Below are 23,861 nucleotides of genomic sequence, written 5' to 3' on the forward strand. Positions count from 1 at the left end.
AGCGACACGTCGTTTGGGGAGCGCGACACGCTCCGCAGTCTTCGCAATCAACGCGGTGTCTTCTCATTTGAGGGCATAATGGGAAATACGCCAGTGTCGCGGCGAGCGAAGCCTTTCGTGTAGCTGGCGATCGACTTCCGCTCGCGGTAGGTCTCGGCTGACCGTTTGCTGTGACCCGCTGTGGCTCGCGGGGCCACGCGGCACCCAGCGAGGGAGGCGGTGTGGCGCAGATGTCTTCGATGGCCATGGCGGTCGACCTCGAACCGGTCCAACTCGTGGCCGCCGATGGCTCGCCGACATCCGAACGCCGTTACGGCCGCGACCTTCCCGCGGAGACGCTGAGCTGGCTCTACGAGCTGATGGTGATCACCCGGGAACTCGACGCCGAATTCGTGAACCTCAAGCGCCAAGGCGAACTGGCGCTCTTTGCGTCGTGCCGCGGTCAGGAGGCCGCCCAGATCGGCGCGGCGGCGTGCCTGCGCAAAACCGACTGGTTGTTCCCCCAATACCGCGAGCTGGGCGCCTTTTTGGTGCGCGGCATCCCGCCGGGGCACGTCGGGGCCGTGTGGCGCGGTACCTGGCACGGCGGCCTGGAATTCACCAAAAAGTGCTGCGCCCCGCTCTCGATCCCGATAGGCACCCAGACCCTGCACGCCGTCGGCGCCGCGATGGCAGCGCAACGGCTGGGCGAAGATTCGGTGACGCTGGCCTTTCTCGGTGACGGCGCCACCAGCACGGGAGACGTGCACGAGGCGCTGAACTTCGCGGCCGTGTTCACCACGCCCTGTGTGTTCTTCGTGCAGAACAACCAGTGGGCGATCTCGACGCCGATCCACAAACAGACCGCCGCACCGTCGCTGGCGCACAAGGCGATTGGCTACGGCATGCCCGGAGTCCGGGTAGACGGCAATGACGTCTTGGCCTGCTACGCCGTGACGGCCGAGGCCGCCGCCCGTGCCCGCGCCGGCGGCGGCCCGACATTGATCGAGGCGATCACCTACCGGATGGGCCCGCACACCACCTCCGATGACCCGAGTCGATACCGGACGCAGGACGAGGTCGATCACTGGGCGGCGCTGGACCCGATCGCGCGGTACCGCTCCTACCTGCGGGCCCAGGGCCTGTGGTCGGAACGCTTGGAGGAACGGGTCATTGGCCGCGCACAGCGGATGCGCACCGAATTGCGCGACGGGGTGGTCGATGCGCCCGATTTCGACATCGACGAGGTGTTCACCTCGGTGTACGCCGAAATCACGCCGGGACTGCAGGCGCAGCGACAGCAGCTGCGGGCCGAACTCGACCGAAGCGATTGAGAGGCGTCAATGACTCAGCTCGCTGATCGTCCCGCCGGCCACGACGAAACACTCACGGCGGCAGTGGAAAACGTTGCCCTCGGTGCGCAGTCGCTGACCATGGTCCAGGCGCTCAACCGCGCCCTGCACGACGCGATGGCCGGCGACGACCGGGTGTTGGTGTTCGGCGAGGACGTCTCCGTCGCCGGTGGGGTGTTCCGGGCAACCGAGGGACTGGCCGAGGCGTTCGGCGAGAGCCGCTGCTTCGACACGCCGCTGGCGGAGTCCGCCATCATCGGGATCGCGGTGGGGCTGGCGCTGCGCGGATTCGTGCCCGTGCCCGAGATTCAGTTCGACGGGTTTTCCTATGCGGCCTTCGACCAGGTGGTCAGCCACCTGGCCAAGTACCGCACCCGCACCCGCGGCGAGATCAACATGCCGGTGACCGTCCGCATCCCGTCGTTCGGGGGAATCGGTGCCGCAGAGCATCATTCGGATTCCACCGAGTCGTACTGGGCGCACACCGCCGGATTGAAGGTGGTGGTGCCCTCCAGCCCCGCCGATGCGTATTGGCTGCTGCGCCACGCGATCGCCTGCCCGGATCCGGTCATGTACCTGGAACCGAAGCGGCGCTACCAGGGCCGCGGCGTGGTCGACGCCTCCCGGCCCGAACCACCGATCGGGCGAGCGATGGTGCGCCGTCCGGGCACCGATGTCACCGTCGTGACCTACGGCAGCCTGGTCGGCACCGCCGTGGGCGCGGCGGAAGAGGCTCAGCGCCAACGCGGTTGGAGCCTGGAGGTCATCGACCTGCGCTCATTGGTGCCCCTGGACTTCGACACCGTCGCCGCGTCGATCCACCGGACCGGGCGCTGCGTGGTGATGCACGAGGGACCCCGCAGCCTGGGGTTCGGCGCGGAGCTGGCCGCCCGCATCCAGGAGGAGATGTTCTACGAGCTGGAGGCGCCGGTGTTGCGCGCGTGCGGGTTTGACACCCCCTACCCGCCTGCGCGGTTGGAGAAGTGGTGGCTGCCCGGCCCCGACCGGCTGCTGGACTGCGTCGAGCGCGCGTTGGAACAGCCGTGAGCGCCCCGTCCGCGCAGGAGCGGGTCAAGCCGTTTCGGGTCCCCGACCTCGGCGAGGGGCTGGAAGAGGTGACGGTGACGCATTGGAACGTCGCGGTGGGTGACGACGTCGAGCTCAACCAGGTGTTGTGCACGGTGGAGACCGCCAAGGCCGAGGTCGAGATCCCCAGCCCGCACGCCGGACGGGTCGTCGAAACCAACGGTGCCGAAGGCGATGTGCTCAAGGTGGGGGAGGTGCTGGTGCAGATCGACACGACACCGCGCAGCGACGACCCACCGGCGGCTGAAACGGCGCCGCCCACACTGGTCGGCTATGGCGCCGATGCCGGCGTCGACAGCAGCCGGCGGAGCGGCCGCCCGCTGGCCGCCCCTCCGGTGCGCAAACTGGCCAAAGATTTGATGGTCGACCTGGCCTCGTTACCGCACCGCCCCGGTGCCGTCATCACCCGCGAGGATGTGCTGTCGGCGGCCGGCGGGACCGGGAACGGCGCCGATGTCCGATCGGTTCGTGGCGTGCAGGCCCGGATGGCGGAGAAAATGGCCCTGTCGCACAAGGAGATTCCGGCGGCGAAGGTCACCGTCGAGGTGGACTGCACCGAGTTGATGCGGCTGTCCGATCGACTCGGCGCGACGGACCAGCAGATCACACCCTTCGTGCTGACGTTGCGGCTGCTGGTCATGGCGTTGCGGCACAACGAGATCCTGAATTCGGCCTGGGTGGAGTCCCCGCAGGGTCCGCAGCTGCGCGTCGAACACCGAGTGCACCTGGGCATCGCCACGGCCACCGAACGCGGTCTGCTCGTCCCGGTCCTCGCCGACGCCCACGCCAAGACCACCCGAGAATTGGCCGCTCGCGCAGCAGAATTGATCGCCGGCGCGCGTGCGGGCACCCTGACGCCGGGTGAGTTGCGGGGCTCGACGTTCACCGTCTCGAACTTTGGGGCGTTGGGTGTGGACGATGGCGTACCAATGATCAACCACCCCGAAGCGGCCATCCTCGGGATGGGAGCGATCAAGCCGCGACCGGTGGCCCTCGGCGCCGAGATCGTGGTGCGCCCGACGATGTCGCTGACCTGTGTGTTCGACCATCGCATCGCCGATGGCGCACAGGCGGCCCAATTCGTCTGTGAGTTACGGGATCTGATTGAGTCACCGGAAATCGCGCTGCTCGATTTGTGACCCTCTACCTCGGCCGGCTACTTGCGTTGCGCGGCGGCCAATCGCTGTGCGAATTCGGGTGACTGGATCGAGTGCGCCTGCGGCCCAAGCTCGGCGCGCATGGCTTGCTGGTGTTGCTCGTGGTCCAGCGAACCCGGACTGATGGTGGCGCGCATGGTCGCCTTGGTCGCCAGCACGACCTCGCGCGGCGCGGTCGCCGGCCCGGCGGCGAGCTCCAGCGCCGCGGCCACCGGATCGTCGGCGACACTGAGCGCCAGGCCATGGCGCACCGCGGCCTCGGCGTCGAAGCGCATGCCGAACAGCAGGGCCGCGCGGGCGGCCTGCGGTCCGACCGCGCGCTGCAACATCCACGTCGCACCGCCGCCCGGGTGGAGCCCCAGCTTCTGGAACCGCGCATCGAACAGCGCCGCGGGTCCGGCGATGCGCACGTCGGCGGCCAGGGCCAGATTCAGACCGGCGCCGACGGCCGCCCCGTTGACGGCGGCGATGGTGGGCAGCCGGCAACTACCGATGGCCATGAAGCCGTCGTACAGCTGCTGCAGGCCGGTCTCGGCCGCCCCGCCGCCGGCGGCGCCCAGGGCGCTGAGGTCGGCTCCCGCGCAGAACGCCTTGCCGGCCCCCGTGACCACCACCGCGTGCACGTCGTTATCGGCTTCGACCCGCTCGACGGCGTCGCGCAGCAAACCCGACATCTCGGCCGTCACCGCGTTGCGGCGGTCGGGATCGTTGACCGTGATGAGCGCGACGCGGTTGTCGATATCGAGCAACACCAGATCGGACTGGGCCATGTCGGGCACCTCCGGCTTGGGGTTTGCGGGACCGCCTGCCCGCCGGTTCGTTCGGCGGCGGAGTGACGGGCGAGGTAAGGGTACTGCGCCGCCGGTTGCCCGGCTCGGCCGGTGTGAGCGCGATTACCGACGGACGCGGGAGAAAGGGCGCTACAAAGAACATCGGCGATCGGTCTTTGGACGTCTCGGTGGTTGAACGCCATTCACCGCCGAGCCGAGTTCGCCGGGCCCCGGAGCGGTGCGACGCGCCAATCTTTGCCGGTGCGACAGGGAAGTCGGAATCTACAACTAATGCTGTGTTTATGAAAACGTTATCTGCAACTTCTGGGACTCTTCGTCCAATTTCCGGAATGACCTGCGCAAACGCATGACCTGCCCGGCCATTGGGCCCTGGGACCCAGGCGGACATGCGGAAGATTAGGACTCCGGTTTCGCCAATTTCTTGGCCAGCTCGTCGAGTTCGGCTTGACGCTCACGCACCGCACACGCCCGCTGATCGAAGCCCGCCCCCTGGATGACGGTCCTCGGCATGGCATTGCTACGCAACTTAATATTGGCGTAATGGATTGCCGCGTCGATCATTTCGATGTAGCGCTCCGCGTCATTCTCCGAGCAGGAGCCCTCGATCCGCTGGACTTCGTCCCAGCACGGATATGAGGAATACCGGGCGTCGAGTTGCTGCTGTGATACCTGAGATCCGAAGTAACATCGCCAATCTCGGCTCAGCCAGCCCCTGGTCTTCACTTCGACTTTGATGCGACTTCCTACGCCGGCTATGAACCTCGGCTCTCCGACACGGACTACCGGCTGCCAGTCATTTGACGCCATATATCGCCAACCCCTCGAAGAGAAGACGCCCTAACTAATGATCTCCCCGAGGGCGTCAACTGCTCGTCACGACACGCTGTTCCCAGAATACTGAATCTGCAAACTTTGGATAGTCACTTTGACCAAGCCCGGGCGTCCGCTGGTATGCGGCCGGGCCGAATAGCCATTACCGCCGGTTCTAACGGTGCGTTCTGTGGCCGTTGATTTTCCCCCTAAATTGCGCCGTGACCTGCATCACCGCGCCAATCGAGCGGGTGTCCGACCGGGTGCGGCGACGCGTGACGCGACCGGCCCCGCCCAATCCCGCGCTGATTCGAAAGCGAGAAGCGGGGTGGCAGTACGTCGCGGCCCGCTGACCTCACAACGACAAGTGGCGCAACAGGTTTTGGTCACTCCCGGCTCCTGCGGGAGTTTCTGCCGTTTCTGCCAAACACGCCGCGGGGAATGCCGCCCGGGCGCACGCTTTCCCATTATGACCAGGGGGAAAAGTTCTGTTCGCGCTGGTCCTCGCATTCGCCGTCTCAACGACGTCGGTGAGCTGTTTACCCATTGACATACCCACCTGCCCGGCGGGCGGCGGTCCGGTCGGCTGCTGATCACCTGCGCTATAAGGCGGGGGCCACCCCGTCGTCACGTGCTGCCCGACGTAGCGGGATTCCCTGCGCCGCCCGCGGATTTGCCTGCCCGCGCCCCCGGCAGGATTCGAACCTGCGACCTAGGGATTAGAAGGCCCTTGCTCTATCCACCTGAGCTACGGAGGCAATGTGCAGGTCAGTCTATCCAACCGCACCCCCCGGCCCGATTCCCCGCCGCCACGCGCACGAAAAGCCTTCCCGCGCCGCGTTTATCGGTTATCGTGATGAACCTCGACACACGTACAACATCGGCCGGCAATCCGCCGTTAACCGCAGCGAGGCGTGTGCCTGACGTCGAGGGGTGACGTTGTCATGAGCGTGGCCAGTGACCTGACTTCGCGCTGTTCGTGGGCCGGCGCCCAGGCATCACGCCTGGCGGCCGACGCCAAAGTCGCCTATCGGGCCGGCAGCCTGCTGCTGCGAGGCGGCCCACTCGCGCTGGGCTTTTTCACCGGCTGGCTCTTCACCGAGTTCCCGCCCCACGTCGTCACCGGTCACGCACTGTCGCGGGTCGCGCATCCGTCGATCGGACGGGTCGGCAAGACGTTGGCCGCCCAGCGGGCGGATCAAACCCTCACCACCGCGCTCGAGGAGGCCTTCGGCCCCGGCTTCCGTGAACAGGTATGCCACCCGACCACCGTCGGGACCGTATGTACCCCCCGCGGTGGCCTGTTGGGCAGGCCCGGGCCCCACCGCCGGTATGCGGCACAGACTTCCGACATCTCCTACGGCCCCCGCGGCCGCGACAACCTGCTCGACATCTGGCGGCGCGACGACCTGGCCCCCGGGTGCCGGGCGCCCGTGCTCATCCAGGTGCCGGGCGGAGCATGGGCGCTGAACGGCAGGCGCCCGCAGGCCTACACGCTGATGAGCCGCATGGTTCAACTGGGCTGGATCTGCGTGTCGATCGACTACAGCAAGAGCCCGCGCAGCGCCTTCCCCGCGCATCTCATCGACGTCAAGCGGGCGATCGCGTGGGTCCGGGAGAACATCGCCGACTACGGCGGCGACCCCGACTTCATCGCGATCACCGGCGGGTCCGCGGGCGGGCACCTGGCCTCCCTGGCGGCGCTCACCCCGAACGACCCCGATTTTCAGCCCGGTTTCGAAGACGCCGACACCACCGTCCAAGCGGTCGCCCCCTACTACGGCGTCTACGACTTCACCGACTTCGACAACATGCACGAACTGATGCTGCCGTTCCTGGAGCAGTTCGTCGTGAAGGCCCGCTACGCCGACGAGCCGGAGCGGTTCACCGCGGCGTCGCCGATTTCCTATGTGCACCCCGACGCGCCGCCGTTCTTCGTGCTGCACGGCGAGAAAGACGAACTGGTTCCCAGTGGCCAGGCCCGCGCCTTCTGCGCGGCGCTGCGCGGGGCCGGTGCCGCCACGGTGGCGCACGCCGAACTCGCCAACGCGCATCACGCTTTCGACATCACCCCGACGGTTCGGTCGCGGCTGGCCGCCGACGCCGTCGCCGACTTCCTGGGTGTCGTCTACGGGCGGCGCGTCAGCTCGGTCCTGGATTCGCTGCCGCTGTCGGCCACTTCCGCCAGCTGACGGCCGGCTGAGCGCGCGCTGCAGTCCTCGCATCTCCTTTCACCAGGGGGGTAACCCGACTAGCGTTGTGGTGACCATCAGGGTTCGCGGACCAAGGCGGGAGCGTGATCGACGGTGACAAGGTTGGTTCGTCGAGTTGATGACCATGACTGAGTCCGTCGAGGCAATCAAACTGTCCGACGAGCTTGGGCCGGTCGACTACCTCATGCACCGGGGCGAAGCGAATCCCCGTACCCGCTCGGGGATCATGGCGCTGGAGCTGTTGGACACCACACCGGACTGGCAGCAGTTCCGGGCCCGGTTCGAAAACGCCTCCCGGCGGGTGCTGCGGCTGCGGCAGAAGGTCGTCGTCCCGACGTTGCCGACGGCGGCGCCGCGCTGGGTGGTCGATCCCGATTTCAACCTGGATTTCCATGTGCGCCGGGTGCGCGTGTCCGAACCCGGCACCCTGCGTGACGTCTTCGACCTCGCCGAGGTCAACCTGCAATCACCGATGGACATCTCCCGGCCGCTGTGGACGGCCACCCTGGTCGAGGGCTTGGCGGACGGGAAGGCGGCGACCCTGTTGCATGTCAGCCACGCCGTCACCGACGGCGTCGGCGGGGTCCAGATGTTCGCCGAGATCTATGACCTCGAGCGCGACCCGCCCGCGAAGCCGACACTGCCGCTGCCCATCCCGCAGGACCTGACGTCGAATGACCTGATGCGCCAAGGCATTAACCACCTCCCGCTCGCGGTGGTCGGCGGCGTCCTGGGCGCGCTGTCGGGGGCGGTGTCGGCGGCCGGGCGAGCGGTGCTGGAACCGGCGGCCACCGTCTCGGGAATCGTCGGATACGCCATGTCGGGCATGCGGGTCCTCAACCGGGCCGCCGAGCCGTCGCCGCTGCTGCGTCGGCGCAGCCTGACCACCCGCACCGAGGCGATCGACATCCCGCTCTCCGACCTGCACAAGGCCGCCAAAGCCGGCGGCGGATCGATCAACGACGCCTACCTCGCCGGGCTGTGTGGAGCCTTGCGCCGCTACCACCAGGCGTTCGGCGTGCCGATCAGCACGCTGCCGATGGCGGTGCCGGTCAACCTTCGGGCCGAAGCGGACAACGCCGGCGGCAACCGGTTCACCGGTGTCAACCTGGCCGCCCCGATCGGCACCGTCGACCCGGTCTCCCGCATGAAGAAGATCCGCGCGCAGATGACCCAGCGCCGCGACGAGCCCGCGATGAACATCATCGGTTCTTTTGCGCCGGTGCTCAGCGTCTTGCCCACCGCCGTGCTGGAAGGCCTCACCGGCTCGGTGATCGGTTCGGACGTGCAGGCCAGCAATCTGCCCGTCTTTCCGGGTGACACCTACCTCGCCGGCGCAAAAGTCTTGCGGCAGTACGGTATCGGCCCGCTGCCGGGCGTGGCGATGATGGTGGTGTTGATCTCGCGTGGCGGGTGGTGCACCATCACCGTGCGCTACGACAGGGCCTCGGTACGCAACGACGCGCTGTTCGCCCAGTGCCTGCTCGACGGTTTCGACGAAATTCTGGCACTGGCCGGTGATCCGCCCCCGCGCGCGGTCCCCGCCTCGTTCACCGAGTCGGCCGTGTCGTCTCGATCGGCGTCGGGCTCATGAGCGCATCCAAAGGGGGGGCCGACGACACCCCGGAAACCGGGGCGGACATGCGACTGCCCGGCTCGGTGGCCGAGATCATGGCCAGCCCCGCCGGCGCGAAAATCGGCGCGTTCTTCGACCTGGACGGCACCTTGGTCGCCGGGTTCACCGCGGTCATCCTGACCCAGGAGCGGCTGCTGCGCCGCGACATGGGCGTGGGAGAACTGCTCGGCATGGTCCAGGCCGGCCTGAGCCACACCCTGGGGCGCATCGAGTTCGAGGACCTCATCGGCAAGGCCGCCGCGGCGCTGGCGGGCCGGTTGATCGACGACTTGGACGAGATCGGCGAGCGGCTGTTCGTCCAGCGCATCGAGTCGCGGATCTACCCCGAGATGCGCGAGCTGGTGCGCGCCCACATGGCCCGCGGGCACACCGTGGTGCTCAGCTCGTCGGCGCTGACCATCCAGGTCAATCCGGTCGCGCGGTTCCTCGGCATCCCCAACACGCTCACCAACAAATTCGAGACCACCGAAGACGGCATACTCACCGGCGGTGTCCAGAAGCCGATCCTGTGGGGTCCGGGCAAAGCCGCTGCGGTGCAACGCTTTGCGGCCGAGCACGACATCGATCTCAAGGACAGTTACTTCTACGCCGACGGTGACGAGGACGTCGCGCTGATGTATCTGGTCGGCAATCCGCGGCCGACGAATCCCGAAGGCAAGATGGCGGCGGTGGCCAAGCGCCGCGGCTGGCCGATCCTGCGGTTCAGCAGCCGCGGTCCGGTGGGCCTGCGGCGCCAGGTGCGCACGCTGGCCGGGCTCGGCTCGATCGTCCCCGTCGGGGCCGGCGCGGTGGCGATGGGTGTGCTGACCGGAAGCCGGCGGCGCGGCGCCAATTTCTTCACCTCCGTGTTCTCCCAAACGGTGCTCGCGACCACCGGAGTGCATCTCAATGTCGTCGGGAAAGAGAACCTGACCGCGCAGCGTCCGGCCGTCTTTATCTACAACCACCGCAACCAGGTTGACCCCGTCATCGCCGGCGCGCTGGTGAACGATAACTGGGTCGCCGTGGCCAAGAAGGAGTTGCAGAAGAACCCGATCATGGCCCTGCTCGGTAAGGCATTGGACGGGGTGTTCATCGACCGGGACGACTCGGCCTCCGCGCTCGAGACGATGCGCACGGTCGAGGAGAGGGCCAAGAACGGGCTTTCCATTTTGATGGCCCCGGAGGGCACCCGCCTGGACACCACCGAGGTCGGTCCGTTCAAGAAGGGGCCGTTCCGCCTCGCGATGGCCGCGGGCATTCCGATCGTCCCGATCGTGATCCGCAATGCCGAGCTCGTTGCCGCCAGGAACTCGGCCATCATCAACCCCGGCACGGTCGACGTCGCGGTCTTTCCTCCGATCTCGGTGCAGGACTGGACAGTTGACACGCTCCCCGAGCGCATCGAGGAGGTGCGTCAGCTGTATCTGGACACGCTCGCCAACTGGCCGGTCGGCGAACTGCCCGAGGTCGACCTGTACGCCGAAAAGAAGGCGGCCGCCCAAGCCCGCAGCCGGACCACCAAGACCACCGCCACCAAGACCACCGCCAAGAAGACCACCGCGAAAAAGGGCGCAGCGAAAAAGGCCCCGGCCAAATCGGCGAGCAAGTCCCGCGCGAAAAAGGCTGCGCCCACGGCGAATCCGAACGCATCCGAGGTTGCTCTCAAGGACGGTGAGGTGCAACAGCCCGCCGCGGACGGAACCGTCGGCGCCGAATCACCGGAATCGCCGCCCCGAGGGCGTCCGTGACCGAACCGGCGGCAGATACCAGCGCCATCCTCGCCGAAACCGACTCGCTGGTATTGGCCTCGATGGCCTCGCCGATCGAAATGGAACTGGTCACGACGTGGCTGGATCAGCAGCGTTCCGACCATCCGGGCGCGAACTTCGACCTGGTCACGCTGCCCGCGCTCAACGCGCCGCCCGAAGCGATGACGTTCTTGGCCGAGCAGCTTGAGTCGGGGGAGGACCGTTCGATCGTGCCGGTGCGGGTGTTCTGGCTGCCCCCGCCGGATCGCGGGCGGCTCGCGAGGCTGACGGGGCTGCTGCCCGGCCGGGACCCCTACCACCCCAACCAACGCATGCAGGCCCAGATCCTGCGCGGCGCTCCCCAGCGGGCGCGGGTGGTGGCCGGCGAATCGGCCACGGTCTCCGAACTCCGCCGGCAGTGGCGTGACACCACCGTCGGCGACGACAAGAGCGACTTCGCCCAATTCGTGATCCGCCGCGCGATCTTGGCGATGGAACGCGTCGAGTACCGGATCCTCGGGCCGCAGTACAAGTCGCCACGGCTGGTGAAGCCGGAGATCTTGGCGTCCAACCGGTTTCGCGCCGGCCTGGCGAAGATTCCGGGCGCGACCGTCGACGAGGCCGGGAAGATGCTCGACGAACTCGCCACCGGGTGGAGCAGGGCGTCGGTCGACCTGGTCTCGGTGCTCGGCAGGATGATCAGCCGCGGGTTCGATCCCGAGATCGACTACGACGAGTATCAGGTCGCCGCGATGCGCACCGGCCTGGAAGCCCACCCGGCGGTGCTGTTGTTTTCCCATCGGTCCTACATCGACGGCGCCGTGGTGCCGGTGGCCATGCAGGAGAACCGGTTACCGCCGGTGCATGTCTTCGCCGGGATCAACCTGTCGTTCGGGGCGATGGGGCCACTGCTGCGGCGTTCCGGTGTCATCTTCATCCGCCGCAACATCGGCAACGACCAGCTGTACAAGTACGTGCTGCGCGAATACGTCGGCTACATCGTCGAAAAGCGGTTCAACCTGAGCTGGTCCATCGAGGGCACCCGCTCGCGCACCGGAAAGATGTTGCCGCCCAAGCTCGGTCTGCTGGCCTACGTTGCCGACGCGTACCTGGATGGCCGCAGCGAGGACATTCTGCTGCAACCGGTTTCGATCAGCTTCGACCAGCTGCACGAGACCGCCGAATACGCCGCCTACGCCCGAGGTGGGGAGAAGACCCCGGAGGGCGTCGGCTGGCTGTACAACTTCATCAGGGCGCAGGGCGAACGCAACTACGGCAAGATTTACGTCCGGTTCCCCGAAGCGGTGTCGATGCGCCAGTACCTCGGCGCCCCGCACGGCCCGCTCACACAGGACCCGGACGCCAAGCGGCTTGCCCTGCAGAAGATGTCGTTCGAAGTCGCGTGGCGGATCCTGCAGGCGACACCGGTGACGGCGACCGGTCTGGTGTGCGCCCTGCTGTTGACCACGCGCGGCGCGGCGCTGACGCTGGGCCAGCTGCACCACACGCTGCAGGACTCGCTGGACTATCTGGAACGCAAACAGAATCCGATGTCCACCAGCGCATTGCGCCTGCGCTCGCACGACGGTGTCCGGGCGGCGGTCGACGCCCTGTCCAACGGGCACCCCATCACCCGGGTCGACGGCGGCCGGGAGCCGGTGTGGCACATCGCGCCCGAACACCAGCACGCCGCCGCGTTCTACCGCAACTCGGTGATCCACGCGTTCCTGGAGACCTCGATCGTGGAGCTCGCGCTGGCCCACGCCAGGCATGCCGAGGGCGACCGCATGGCGGCGTTCTGGGCCCAGGCGACGCGGCTGCGCGATCTGCTGAAGTTCGACTTCTATTTCGCGGACTCGGCGACCTTCCGGGACCACATCGCCGAAGAGATGGCGTGGCACGACAACTGGCAAGCCCACGTCGCCGCCGGCGGCGACGAGATCGACGCCCTGCTGTTCGCCAAGCGTCCGCTGATGGCCGACGCGATGCTGCGGGTGTTCTTCGAGGCCTACGAGATCGTCGCCGACGTGCTGCGCGACGCCCCGGCCGGCATCGGCCACCAGGAACTGACCGACTTGGCGCTCGGCGTCGGTCGACAATATGTGGCCCAGACCCGGGTCCGCAGCAGCGAATCGGTGTCGACGCTGTTGTTCGCCACCGCGCGCCAGGTCGTCGAGGATCAGGACCTGATCGGCCCCGCCCCGGACCTGGCCGAACGGCGAGCCGCCTTCCTGCGCGAATTGCGCGACATTCTCCGGGACTCCAACTACGTCGGACGCATTGCCCGGGATCAGTTCGTGGCCCGCGAGCTCAAGGCGCGTCAGGACCGGCTGGGCAGCCGACCCGGGTAGCCGGCACCCGCGCCCATACCCTGGGTGTATGACCGTCGCCCCGCCGGCCGGCACGGCCCCGACCGCTGCCCCGTCCCAGCGCCGCGCGTTGGTGTGGCCGGTGCTGGCCGGCGTCGCGGCCCTGGCGGGCTGCACGGCCGCCGGGATCGGGACGCTCTCGCTGGCAAGCGCGCTGACCGCGACGGGCCTGCCCGATCCGGGCCCGGTGACCACGCTGGGGTTGCCGTTCGTTCGTGCGGCGGGGGAGATCGCCGCGGTCCTGGCGGTCGGGTCGTTCCTGTTCGCCGCCTTCCTGGTGCCGCCGCAACGCAGCGGCGTCCTCGACGCCGACGGCTACCGCGCGCTGCGGTTGGGGACGGTGGCGTCGGGGGTGTGGGCGGTGTGTGCGGCCCTACTGGTCCCACTGACCATCTCCGACGTGTCCGGTCGCGCGGTCGTCGACATCGGCCCGGCGCGCATCTGGTCGTTGGCGGGTCTGATCGCCACCGCCTCGGCCTGGCGCTGGACCGCGATCCTGGCCGCCGTGATCACGGTGGCGAGCCTGTCGGTGCTGCGCTGGTCGTGGACGCCGGTGTTGCTCGCCGCGTCGGTGCTGACGCTCATCCCGCTCGGCCTGACCGGTCATTCGTCGGCCGGCGGCTCGCACGACCTGGCCACCAACGGCCTGCTGATCCACCTGGTCGCCGCCAGCCTGTGGGCCGGCGGCCTGCTCGCCTTGCTCGCCCACGCCCTGCGTGGCGGCGCCCACACCGGCCTGGCGGCGCGGCGCTTCTCGTCGATCGCGCTGTGGTGTTGGGTGGCGATGGCGTTGAGCGGTTTGGTCAACGCCCTGGTGCGGGTCCAGCCCGGCGATTTGCTCAGCACCGGTTATGGGCGCCTGGTGGTCGCCAAGTTCGTCGCGCTGTGCCTGTTGGGTGGCGTCGGCTGGCGCCAGCGGCGCGTGAGTGTGGCTGCGCTGCAGGCGGATCCGAGCCCGTCGCGGGCACGCGCCGCGCTGGCCAGGCTGGCGCTGCTCGAGGCCGCGCTGTTCGGCCTCACGTTCGGCATCGCCGTCGGGCTGAGCCGCACCGCGCCGCCGCCCCCGCCGGCCCGGCTGCCGTCGGTCCCCGAAGCCGAGATCGGTTATGACTTCGACGGGCCCCCGACCGTGGCACGCATTCTCTTCGACTGGCGCTTCGATCTGATCTTCGGCACCGCGGCCATCGTCCTCGCCGCGCTGTATGTGGCAGGCCTGGTGCGGCTGCGCCGGCGCGGCGACAGGTGGCCGCCGGGCCGGACCGTGTCCTGGCTGCTCGGCTGCCTGGCGTTGCTGTTCGTGACGTCCTCGGGAATCGGGCGCTACATGCCGGCGATGTTCAGCATGCACATGGTGGTCCACATGTGCCTGTCGATGCTGGTGCCGATCCTGTTGGCGTTGGGCGCTCCGGTCACCCTGGCGTTGCGGGCGCTGCCCGCGGCGGGGCGCTCATCCGGCCACCAAGATCCGCCGGGCATGCGGGAGTGGCTGCTGGCCGGGCTGCACAGTCGCTTCTCGCGATTCCTCACCAACCCCGTGGTGGCCACGGTGCTGTTCGTCGCCGGGTTCTACGGGCTGTACCTGTCCAACCTCTTCGACATCACCGCGAGCAGTCACGCCGGGCACCTGGCGATGAACCTGCACTTCCTGTTGAGCGGCTACCTGTTCTATTGGGTGGTGATCGGGGTGGACCCGACGCCGCGACCGATCCCGCCGCTGGCCAAGGTGGCCGTGGTGTTCGCGTCGCTACCGCTGCACGCATTCTTCGGGGTGGTGTTGATGGGCACCAAGAAGGTGCTCGGCGCCGACTACTACCGCTCGCTGGGTCTGAGCTGGCACACCGACCTGCTGGGTGACCAGCGGCTGGGCGGCGGCATCGCCTGGTCGGCGGGGGAATTTCCGCTGGTGATCGTGATGCTGGCGCTGCTGGTGCAGTGGGCGCGCAGCGACCGTCGCACCGCCAAACGATTGGACCGGGCCGCCGACCGCGACGATGACGCCGAGCTGGCGGCCTACAACGCGATGCTGAGCCGGCTGGCGCAGCGCGAGGGGTCGGGACCGGCGCGCGAGGAATCCGCCACCGACTAGGTGTAGTGAAACCGGGCCTGGAGGATCTGCAGGTCATCGCCGACGACCCGATAGACGAGCCGGTGTTCCTGGGTAATTCGCCGAGACCAGGCGCCGACGAGCCCGTATTTCAGGGGCTCAGGCTTGCCGATGCCCGCCTGCGGCGACCGGCAAGCCTCCGCGATGAGCTTGTTGATCCGCTTGAGCACGGCCCGGTCGGCCGTCTGCCAGTGCAGGTAGTCGTTCCACGCCTTCCAATCATCGGCGGACATCAGCATCGATCCACAGTCACGGTTTCGTCCACAGGGCGGGTGGGCCGGCGCCCGTTGTCCCGTCGAGCCGTCGGTGCCGCCGCGCCTACTGGCAGCCATAGCCACAAACGCAATCGAAAGGGATCAACCCATGTTTGAAACACCGCTCACCGTCGTCGGCCACATCGTCAACAACCCGGAGCGACGGCAGGTCGGCACCCAGGAGGTCATGAAATTCCGCGTCGCCAGCAATTCGCGCCGGCGCACGGCCGAGGGCGGCTGGGAGCCCGGCAACTCGCTGTTCATCAACGTCAATTGCTGGGGCAAGTTGGTCACCGGGGTGGGGGCCGCGCTGGGCAAGGGCGCACCCGTGATCGTGGTGGGCCACGTCTACACCAGCGAGTACGAAGACCGCGACGGCAACCGTCGCTCGTCACTGGAGATGCGGGCGACCTCCGTCGGGCCGGACGTGTCGCGCGCGATCGTCCGGATCGAGAAACCCGGATACACCGGTCCGACCACCGCGGATGCCACCGCAGCGAGCGGACCCGCGGACGCCGACGGCGACACCACCGAGGCCGACGACGGCACGGGCGGTGACGGACTGCCTCTCTCGGCTTAGCCGTCGCCCGGCGGTGCCTAGGATGGTCCGCGGGGATCCCCCCGATACCCGCAAGACCAGAAAGGCACAACCGCGGCATGGCTGAGTTCATCTACACGATGAAGAAGGTCCGCAAGGCGCACGGCGACAAGGTGATCCTGGACGACGTCACGTTGAGCTTCTATCCAGGCGCCAAGATCGGCGTCGTTGGGCCCAACGGCGCCGGCAAGTCGAGCGTCTTGCGGATCATGGCGGGCCTGGACAAGCCGAACAACGGTGACGCCTTCCTGGCCAACGACGCGACCGTCGGCATCCTGCTGCAGGAGCCGCCGCTGAACGAGGAGAAGACCGTTCGCGGCAACGTCGAAGAGGGCCTGGGCGAGATCAAGGTCAAGCTCGACCGCTTCAACGAGGTCGCCGAGCTGATGGCCACCGACTACTCCGACGAGCTGATGGAGGAGATGGGCCGGCTGCAGGAAGAACTCGACCACGCCGACGCGTGGGACCTCGACTCGCAGCTGGAGCAGGCCATGGACGCGCTGCGCTGCCCGCCGCCCGACGAGCCGGTGACCAACCTGTCCGGCGGTGAGCGCCGCCGCGTCGCGCTGTGCAAGCTGCTCCTGTCCAAGCCCGACCTGCTGCTCCTCGACGAGCCCACCAACCACCTCGACGCCGAGAGCGTGCAGTGGCTCGAACAGCACCTCGCCTCGTATGCGGGCGCGATCCTGGCGGTCACCCACGACCGGTACTTCCTGGACAACGTCGCCGAATGGATCCTGGAACTCGACCGCGGCCGGGCCTACCCGTACGAGGGCAACTACTCCACGTACCTGGAGAAGAAGGCCGAACGGCTCGCGGTGCAGGGGCGCAAGGACGCCAAGCTGCAGAAGCGGTTGACCGAGGAGCTGGCGTGGGTGCGCTCCGGGGCCAAGGCGCGCCAGGCCAAGAGCAAGGCACGGCTGCAGCGCTACGAGGAGATGGCCGCCGAGGCCGAGAAGACGCGCAAGCTCGACTTCGAGGAGATCCAGATCCCGGTCGGTCCGCGGCTGGGCAACGTGGTGGTCGAGGTCGAGCACCTTGACAAGGGCTTCGGCGGACGCACCCTCATCAAGGACCTGTCGTTCACCCTGCCGCGCAACGGCATCGTCGGGGTCATCGGCCCCAACGGCGTCGGAAAGACCACGCTGTTCAAGACCATCGTCGGTCTCGAGGAGCCGGACAGCGGCACGGTCAAGGTCGGCGAGACCGTCAAGCTGAGCTACGTCGACCAGACCCGCGCGGGCATCGACCCGAAGAAGAACGTCTGGGAGGTCGTCTCCGACGGGCTGGACCACATCGTCGTCGGCCAGACCGAGGTGCCGTCGCGGGCCTACGTGTCGGCGTTCGGGTTCAAGGGACCAGACCAGCAGAAGCCGGCCGGCGTGCTCTCGGGCGGCGAGCGCAACCGGCTCAACCTCGCGCTGACGCTCAAGCAGGGCGGAAACCTCATCCTGCTCGACGAGCCCACCAACGACCTCGACGTCGAAACCCTGGGCTCGCTGGAGAACGCCCTCGAGCAGTTCCCCGGCTGCGCGGTGGTGATTTCGCACGACCGGTGGTTCCTGGACCGCACCTGCACCCACATCCTCGCGTGGGAGGGTGACGACGACAACGAGGCCAAGTGGTTCTGGTTCGAGGGCAACTTCGGGGCATACGAGGAAAACAAGATCGAACGGCTCGGCGCCGAGGCGGCGCGGCCGCACAGAGTGACCCACCGCAAGCTGACGCGCGACTAGTGTCGGCTCTGCCCCCCGCCGCGCGGGAACGGGGCGTTTGAGCGCAGTGACAACCGTCGCCAGTTGGGAGCAGTCGGCATGACGATCGATCCCGGAGCCAAACAGGACCTCGAGCCATGGACGACCTTCACCCAGCAGCAGGACATTCCCCAGTGGATCTCGAAAGCCTATGTGGAGAGCTATCGCGGTCCCCATAGCGACCAGTCCGGCGGCGCGGAGACCAGGCCCATTGACCTGACGGTCCCGGCGGCGATCGTCACCCCGGCCATGCTGAGCGCGCACTACCGGCTCGGCCAGCACCGCCCCGACGGCGAGAGCCGCGTCGCCGTCTACCCCGCGGAGGACCCCGCCGGGTTCGGGCCGGCGCTGCAGGTCGTCACCGACCACGGCGGCATGCTGATGGATTCGGTCACCGTGCTGCTGCACCGGCTCGGCGTTCCCTATACGGCGATCATGACGCCGGTGTTCGACGTGCACCGCAACCCCGCCGGCGATCTGCTCAGCGTCGAAGCGAAGCCCGAGGGGGCATCGCAATACGCCGGCGAGGCATGGATCCACGTGCAGCTCCTGCCGTCCGTCGACAGCAAGGGGCTCACCGAGGTCGAGCGGCTGCTGCCCCGGGTTCTCGCCGACGTGCAACAGGTCGCCAGCGACGCATCGGACCTGATCGCCGCGCTCAACGACCTCGCCGCCCAGGTCGAAGCCAACGCGCAAGACCGCTTTTCGGCGCCGGACCGCGACGACGTCGCGGCCCTGCTGCGCTGGCTGGGCAACGGGAATTTCCTGCTGCTCGGCTATCAACGCTGCCACGTGCACGACGGCCGCGTCTCGGGTGACGGGACGCCCGGGCTCGGCGTGCTGCGCACCCGCACCGGCTCGCGCCCCCGGCTGACCGACGACGACCGGCTGCTGGTCCTGGCGCAATCCGTGGTGGGCAGCTACCTGCGCTACGGCGCCTACCCGTACGCCATCGCCGTTCGCGAATACGCCGACGGCGGCGTGCTCGAGCACCGCTTCGTCGGGCTGTTCACGGTTGCCGCCATGAACGCCGACGTCCTGGAGATCCCCACGATCTCGCGTCGGGTCCGCGAGGCGCTGGCGATGGCCGACAGCGACCCGATCCACCCCGGCCAGCTGCTGCTCGACGTCATCCAAACCGTTCCGCGCTCGGAACTGTTCACGCTCAGCGCCGAACGGTTGTTGGCGATGGCCAAAGCGGTGGTGGATCTGGGTCCGCAGCGAAATGCGTTGTTGTTCCTGCGCGCCGACAGCCTCCAGTACTTCGTTTCCTGCCTGGTGTATCTGCCCCGCGACCGCTACACCACGGCGGTGCGGCTGCAGATCGAAGACATCCTGGTACACGAATTCGGCGGCACGCGGCTGGAATTCACCGCGCGGGTCAGCGAATCACCGTGGGCGCTCATGCATTTCATGGTGCGCCTGCCTTCCGATGACCCCGGCGCCACGCCGGTCGACGTCTCCGAGGACAACCGGATCCGCATCCAGGGCATGCTGAGCGAAGCGGCGCGCACCTGGACCGACCGGCTGATCGCCGCCGCCGCCGAAGGCTCCGTCGGGCACGCCGACGCGGAGTACTACGCGGACGCCTTTCCCGAGGTCTACAAGCAGGCCGTCACCCCGGCCGACGCCATCGATCACATCGCGATCATCAAAGAGCTGCACGACAATTCGGTCAAGCTGGTGTTCCTCGAAGGCGAGGACGGATCCGCCCAGCTGACCTGGTTCCTGGGCGGGCGCACCGCCTCGCTGAGCCAGCTGCTGCCGATGCTGCAGAGCATGGGCGTGGTGGTGCTCGAGGAGCGGCCGTTCACGGTCACCCGCTCCGACGGGCTGCCGGTGTGGATCTATCAGTTCAAGATATCCCCGCACCCGACCATCGAGTCGGCGTCGACGCAAGCCGAGCGCGACGAGATGGCCGAGCGATTCGCCGACGCCGTCACCGCGATCTGGCAGGGACGCCTCGAGATCGACCGCTTCAACGAGCTGGTGATGCGCGCGGGGCTGCGCTGGCAACAGGTCGTGCTCTTGCGCGCCTACGCAAAGTACTTGCGGCAGGCTAGCTTTCCCTACAGCCAGTCCTACATCGAATCGGTGCTCAACGAGCACCCGTCGACCGCGCGGTCCCTGGTCGCGCTGTTCGAGGCGCTGTTCGACCCGAACCCGAGTTCCTCGACCGGCCGTGACGCGCAGGCGGCCGCCGCCGCGGTCGCCGCCGACATCGACGCCCTGGTGGGTCTGGACACCGACCGCATCCTGCGCGCCTTCGCGTCGCTGGTGCAGGCGACGCTGCGCACCAATTACTTTGTGACACGCAAGGGTTCGGCCCGGGCCCGCAACGTGCTGGCGATCAAACTGGACGCTCAGCTGGTCGACGAGCTGCCGTTGCCGCGCCCCAAGTACGAGATCTTCGTCTATTCGCCGCGGGTCGAAGGCGTGCACCTGCGGTTCGGCCCGGTGGCCCGCGGCGGCCTGCGCTGGTCGGACCGTCGCGATGACTTCCGCACCGAAATCCTGGGTCTGGTCAAAGCGCAAGCGGTCAAGAACGCGGTCATCGTGCCCGTCGGGGCCAAGGGCGGATTCGTCGTCAAGCGGCCACCGTTGCCCACCGGGGACGCCGCGGCCGACCGGGACGCCACCCGCGCCGAAGGCGTCGCCTGCTATCAGCTGTTCATCTCCGGCCTGCTCGACGTCACCGACAACGTCGACCACGCGACCGGAAAGGTCAACCCGCCAACGGAAGTCATCCGTCGCGACGGTGACGACGCCTACCTGGTGGTGGCGGCGGACAAAGGCACCGCCACGTTCTCCGACATCGCCAACGACGTCGCCAAGTCCTACGGCTTCTGGCTGGGCGACGCGTTCGCGTCCGGCGGCTCGGTCGGCTACGACCACAAGGCCATGGGCATCACCGCCAAGGGCGCGTGGGAGGCCGTCAAGCGACACTTCCGGGAGATGGACGTCGACACCCAGACCGAGGACTTCACCGTGGTCGGCATCGGCGACATGAGCGGTGACGTCTTCGGCAACGGCATGCTGCTGAGCAAGCACATCCGCCTACTCGCCGCCTTCGACCACCGGCACATCTTCCTCGACCCCGACCCCGACGCCGCGGCCTCGTGGGAGGAACGCCGGCGGATGTTCGAGCTGCCGCGCTCCAGCTGGGACGACTACGACACGTCGCTGATCAGCGAGGGCGGCGGGGTGTACAGCCGGGAGCACAAGTCCATTCCGGTCAGCCCCCAGGTCCGCGACGTGTTGGGCTTGGACGGCTCAGGCGATGACGTCACCGAGATGACCCCGCCCAACCTGATCAAGGCCATCCTGCAGGCGCCGGTGGACCTGTTGTTCAACGGCGGGATCGGCACCTACATCAAGGCCGAGTCCGAATCCGACTCCGACGTCGGTGACCGCGCCAACGATCCGGTGCGGGTCAACGGTTCTCAGGTTCGCGCCAAGGTGATCGGCGAGGGCGGCAACCTCGGGGTGACCGCCTTGGGCCGCGTCGAGTTCGACCTGGCCGGCGGCCGGATCAACACCGACGCGATGGACAACTCGGCCGGAGTGGACTGCTCCGACCACGAGGTCAACATCAAGATTCTGATCGACTCCCTGGTCACCGCCGGCAAGGTCAAGCCGGAGGAACGCAAGCCGCTGCTGGAGTCGATGACCGACGAGGTCGCCCAACTGGTGCTCACCGACAACGAGGACCAGAACGACCTGATCGGCACCAGCCGCGCGAACGCGGCCAGCCTGCTTCCGGTGCACGCCAGGCTGATCCAGTACCTGGTCGACGAGCGTGGCATCAACCGGGAACTCGAAGCACTGCCGTCGGAAAAGGAGATTCAGCGGCGGTCCGAGGCCGGCATCGGGCTCACCTCACCGGAGATGTGCACCCTGATGGCGCACGTGAAGCTGGGGCTCAAAGAGGAGATGCTCGAAACCGAACTGACCGAACAGGACGTCTTCGCGTCCCGGTTGCCCCTGTACTTTCCGAAACCGTTGCGGGAACGGTTCACCGGCGAGATCCGCACCCACCAGCTGCGCCGCGAGATCGTCACCACCATGCTGATCAACGACCTGGTGGACGCCGCCGGCATCAGCTACGCCTTCCGGATCACCGAAGACGTCGGGGTCGGGTCGGTAGACGCGGTGCGCACCTACGTCGCCACCGACGCCATCTTCGGCGTGAGCGAGATCTGGCGCCGCATCCGCGCGGAGAATCTGCCGGTCGCCCTGTCGGATCGGCTCACCCTGGACACCCGACGCCTGATCGACCGCGCCGGACGCTGGCTGCTCAACTACCGCCCACAGCCATTGGCGGTCGGCGCCGAGATCAACCGGTTCGCCGCCAAAGTGAAGGCGCTGACGCCGCGGATGTCGGAATGGCTGCGCGGTGACGACAAGGCCATCGTGGAATCCGAAGCCGCGGAATTCGCCTCCCAGGGCGCGCCCAAAGACCTGGCCTACACGGTGGCCGCCGGGCTCTACCACTTCAGCCTGCTCGACATCATCGACATCGGCGACATCAACGACATCGACGCCGCCGAGGTCGCCGACACCTATTTCGCCCTGATGGACCGGCTCGGCACCGACGGCCTGCTGACGGCAGTCTCCGAGCTGCCCCGCAGGGACCGCTGGCACTCGTTGGCGCGCTTGGCAATCCGTGACGACATCTACGCCTCGCTGCGGTCGCTGTGCTTCGATGTGCTCGCCGTGGGGGAGCCCGACGAAAGCGGTGAAGAGAAGATCGCCGAGTGGGAGCACCTGTCCGCGTCCAGGGTCGAGCGGGCCCGACGGACGCTCCTCGAGATCCAGGAAAGCGGGGACAAGGATCTCGCGACGTTGTCCGTCGCCGCGCGACAAATCCGTCGCATGACCCGCACGAGCGGAAGAGGTTCATCGAGTTGAGCATCGGCTTCGTCGCGCCCGTGCTGGTGCGCTGGTCGGACATCGACATGTACCAGCACATCAACCACGCCACCATGGTCACCATCCTCGAAGAGGCGCGGGTGCAGTTCCTGCGCGAGGCGTTCGAGGTCGACATCTTGACGATCGGGTTGCTCATCGCCGAGGTCAAGGTCACCTACAAGGGTCAGCTTCGGCTGGCCGATTCTCCACTGCAGGTGACGATGTGGACCAAGCGGTTGCGGGCGGTCGACTTCACGCTGGGCTACGAAGTGCGTTCGGTCAACGCGGATCCGGACTCGAAGCCCGCCGTCATCGCCGAGTCGCAACTGGCCGCCGTCCACATCGAGGAGGAGCGGCTGGTGCGGCTCTCGCCGCAGCATCGGGAGTATCTGCAGCGGTGGATCAGGTAGCCGACCGCGGCCTGTGGCTGGGCGCGCAGTTTCGGGCCGAGCACCGCCGGGATCTGGCCGCGTTCCTCGAGCGCGCGCTGCGACTCGACGATGCGGCGATCATCCGCTTGCGGACCCGATCCGACGGGCTTCTGACCGCCTGGGTCGCAACGGGTTTCGACGTGCTGGCCAGCAGAGTGGTGCCGGGCGAGGTCCGGCCCTCGGACCTGTCCGTGGGTGCGGACGCGCTGGCGCGCGGCCTGGCCGCGATGGACGACTCGGGCTACGTCGATCCCGGATTCGCGATGGACTCGGCGTGGCGGGGCGGCCTGCCCCCGGAATCCGGCTTCACCCACATCGAGGACATCCCGGCCAAGGTGGTGCTCGGTCTGGCCCAAAGCGGCGCGCGACTTGCCAAGGAGCACAGCAGTTCTCACGGCCCGCCGGTGTCGCTGCTCGACCAGGAGGTCATCCAGGTGAGTGCCGCCGACGTCCACGTGGGGCTGCCGATGCGCTGCGTGTTCGCGCTGACCGCGATGGGTTTCCTGCCGCAGTCGCCCGATGCCGTCGACGCCCAGGAGTTGATCCGGGTCCGCATCACGCCGACGTGGCTGCGCCTGGACGCCCGGTTCGGTTCGGTGTATCGCCGCCGCGGCGACCCGGCGTTGCTGCTGGGCTGACGCCCCGGTTTGGCGAACGAAATCAGGCTGAGTTTAACGCGGCGTCGG

Annotated in this window: 16 protein-coding genes and 1 tRNA gene; 13 read left to right on the top strand and 4 right to left on the bottom strand. The window is 67.9% G+C overall.

All coding sequences use genetic code 11. The annotated features are described in order from the left end of the window. Positions 1 to 230 precede the first annotated feature (230 nt). From pdhA to W7S_RS07425, 3 genes are read left to right on the top strand one after another with little or no spacing between them, the layout of a single operon-like run. Positions 231 to 1,313 (top strand): pyruvate dehydrogenase (acetyl-transferring) E1 component subunit alpha, encoded by a 1,083-nt coding sequence (gene pdhA, locus W7S_RS07415; RefSeq protein WP_014711122.1) that lies wholly within the window; start codon positions 231 to 233, stop codon positions 1,311 to 1,313. Positions 1,314 to 1,322: 9 nt separating this feature from the next. Further along, entirely contained in the window at positions 1,323 to 2,378 is a 1,056-nt protein-coding gene (gene bkdB, locus W7S_RS07420; RefSeq protein ID WP_014711123.1) for a 3-methyl-2-oxobutanoate dehydrogenase subunit beta, read from the top strand. Continuing rightward, complete coding sequence (locus W7S_RS07425) at positions 2,375 to 3,556, top strand: dihydrolipoamide acetyltransferase family protein (RefSeq protein ID WP_008255128.1); 1,182 nt, start codon at positions 2,375 to 2,377, stop codon at positions 3,554 to 3,556. The genes bkdB and W7S_RS07425 overlap by 4 nt, the downstream gene beginning before the upstream one ends. 17 nt (positions 3,557 to 3,573) lie before the next feature. Here W7S_RS07425 and W7S_RS07430 read toward each other — a convergent pair whose 3' ends face one another. From W7S_RS07430 to W7S_RS07440, 3 genes are all read right to left on the bottom strand, one after another. Then, a complete protein-coding gene (locus W7S_RS07430) occupies positions 3,574 to 4,344 on the bottom strand; it encodes an enoyl-CoA hydratase (protein WP_008255130.1) in 771 nt (256 codons plus the stop codon). A 417-nt stretch (positions 4,345 to 4,761) separates the two neighbouring features. Continuing rightward, the gene (locus tag W7S_RS07435) at positions 4,762 to 5,172 is read right to left on the bottom strand and encodes a hypothetical protein (RefSeq protein ID WP_036428676.1); all 411 of its coding nucleotides are present in this window, start codon (positions 5,170 to 5,172) and stop codon (positions 4,762 to 4,764) included. A 687-nt stretch (positions 5,173 to 5,859) separates the two neighbouring features. Beyond that, positions 5,860 to 5,933, bottom strand: a tRNA-Arg gene (locus W7S_RS07440). 186 nt (positions 5,934 to 6,119) lie between these two features. On the opposite strand from W7S_RS07440, the gene W7S_RS07445 reads away from it, so the two are divergent. From W7S_RS07445 to W7S_RS07465, 5 genes are all read left to right on the top strand, one after another. Further along, positions 6,120 to 7,367: an alpha/beta hydrolase gene (locus W7S_RS07445; RefSeq protein ID WP_008255134.1), complete on the top strand. Its 1,248-nt coding sequence runs from the start codon at positions 6,120 to 6,122 to the stop codon at positions 7,365 to 7,367. A gap of 145 nt (positions 7,368 to 7,512) precedes the next feature. After that, positions 7,513 to 8,982 (top strand): wax ester/triacylglycerol synthase family O-acyltransferase, encoded by a 1,470-nt coding sequence (locus W7S_RS07450; RefSeq protein ID WP_008255135.1) that lies wholly within the window; start codon positions 7,513 to 7,515, stop codon positions 8,980 to 8,982. Beyond that, the gene (locus W7S_RS07455) at positions 8,979 to 10,754 is read left to right on the top strand and encodes an HAD-IB family hydrolase/lysophospholipid acyltransferase family protein (protein ID WP_008255136.1); all 1,776 of its coding nucleotides are present in this window, start codon (positions 8,979 to 8,981) and stop codon (positions 10,752 to 10,754) included. Before W7S_RS07450 ends, W7S_RS07455 begins: the two co-directional genes overlap by 4 nt. Beyond that, positions 10,751 to 13,105 carry a glycerol-3-phosphate 1-O-acyltransferase gene (locus tag W7S_RS07460; RefSeq protein ID WP_008255138.1) on the top strand — a complete coding sequence of 785 codons (2,355 nt, stop codon included), beginning with the start codon at positions 10,751 to 10,753 and terminating at the stop codon, positions 13,103 to 13,105. Before W7S_RS07455 ends, W7S_RS07460 begins: the two co-directional genes overlap by 4 nt. Positions 13,106 to 13,133: 28 nt before the next feature. Continuing rightward, positions 13,134 to 15,209, top strand: a complete 2,076-nt coding sequence (locus W7S_RS07465) for a cytochrome c oxidase assembly protein (protein ID WP_008255139.1) — start codon at positions 13,134 to 13,136, stop codon at positions 15,207 to 15,209. On the opposite strand, the gene W7S_RS07470 is transcribed toward W7S_RS07465, so the two are convergent. Then, positions 15,206 to 15,466 (bottom strand): Txe/YoeB family addiction module toxin, encoded by a 261-nt coding sequence (locus tag W7S_RS07470; RefSeq protein WP_008255141.1) that lies wholly within the window; start codon positions 15,464 to 15,466, stop codon positions 15,206 to 15,208. The two genes, W7S_RS07465 and W7S_RS07470, sit on opposite strands and share 4 nt — an antisense overlap. A gap of 124 nt (positions 15,467 to 15,590) precedes the next feature. On the opposite strand from W7S_RS07470, the gene W7S_RS07475 reads away from it, so the two are divergent. From W7S_RS07475 to W7S_RS07495, 5 genes are all read left to right on the top strand, one after another. Then, positions 15,591 to 16,061, top strand: a complete 471-nt coding sequence (locus W7S_RS07475) for a single-stranded DNA-binding protein (RefSeq protein WP_008255143.1) — start codon at positions 15,591 to 15,593, stop codon at positions 16,059 to 16,061. A gap of 77 nt (positions 16,062 to 16,138) precedes the next feature. After that, positions 16,139 to 17,815: an energy-dependent translational throttle protein EttA gene (gene ettA, locus W7S_RS07480; protein ID WP_008255146.1), complete on the top strand. Its 1,677-nt coding sequence runs from the start codon at positions 16,139 to 16,141 to the stop codon at positions 17,813 to 17,815. Positions 17,816 to 17,893: 78 nt separating this feature from the next. Further along, complete coding sequence (locus W7S_RS07485) at positions 17,894 to 22,744, top strand: NAD-glutamate dehydrogenase (RefSeq protein WP_008255148.1); 4,851 nt, start codon at positions 17,894 to 17,896, stop codon at positions 22,742 to 22,744. Continuing rightward, entirely contained in the window at positions 22,741 to 23,154 is a 414-nt protein-coding gene (locus W7S_RS07490; RefSeq protein ID WP_008255151.1) for a thioesterase family protein, read from the top strand. Before W7S_RS07485 ends, W7S_RS07490 begins: the two co-directional genes overlap by 4 nt. Beyond that, positions 23,142 to 23,813 (top strand): hypothetical protein, encoded by a 672-nt coding sequence (locus tag W7S_RS07495; RefSeq protein ID WP_008255153.1) that lies wholly within the window; start codon positions 23,142 to 23,144, stop codon positions 23,811 to 23,813. The genes W7S_RS07490 and W7S_RS07495 overlap by 13 nt, the downstream gene beginning before the upstream one ends. The last annotated feature ends 48 nt before the right edge of the window (positions 23,814 to 23,861 follow it).

Source organism: Mycobacterium sp. MOTT36Y (assembly GCF_000262165.1).
GTDB classification, from domain to species: domain Bacteria; phylum Actinomycetota; class Actinomycetes; order Mycobacteriales; family Mycobacteriaceae; genus Mycobacterium; species Mycobacterium intracellulare.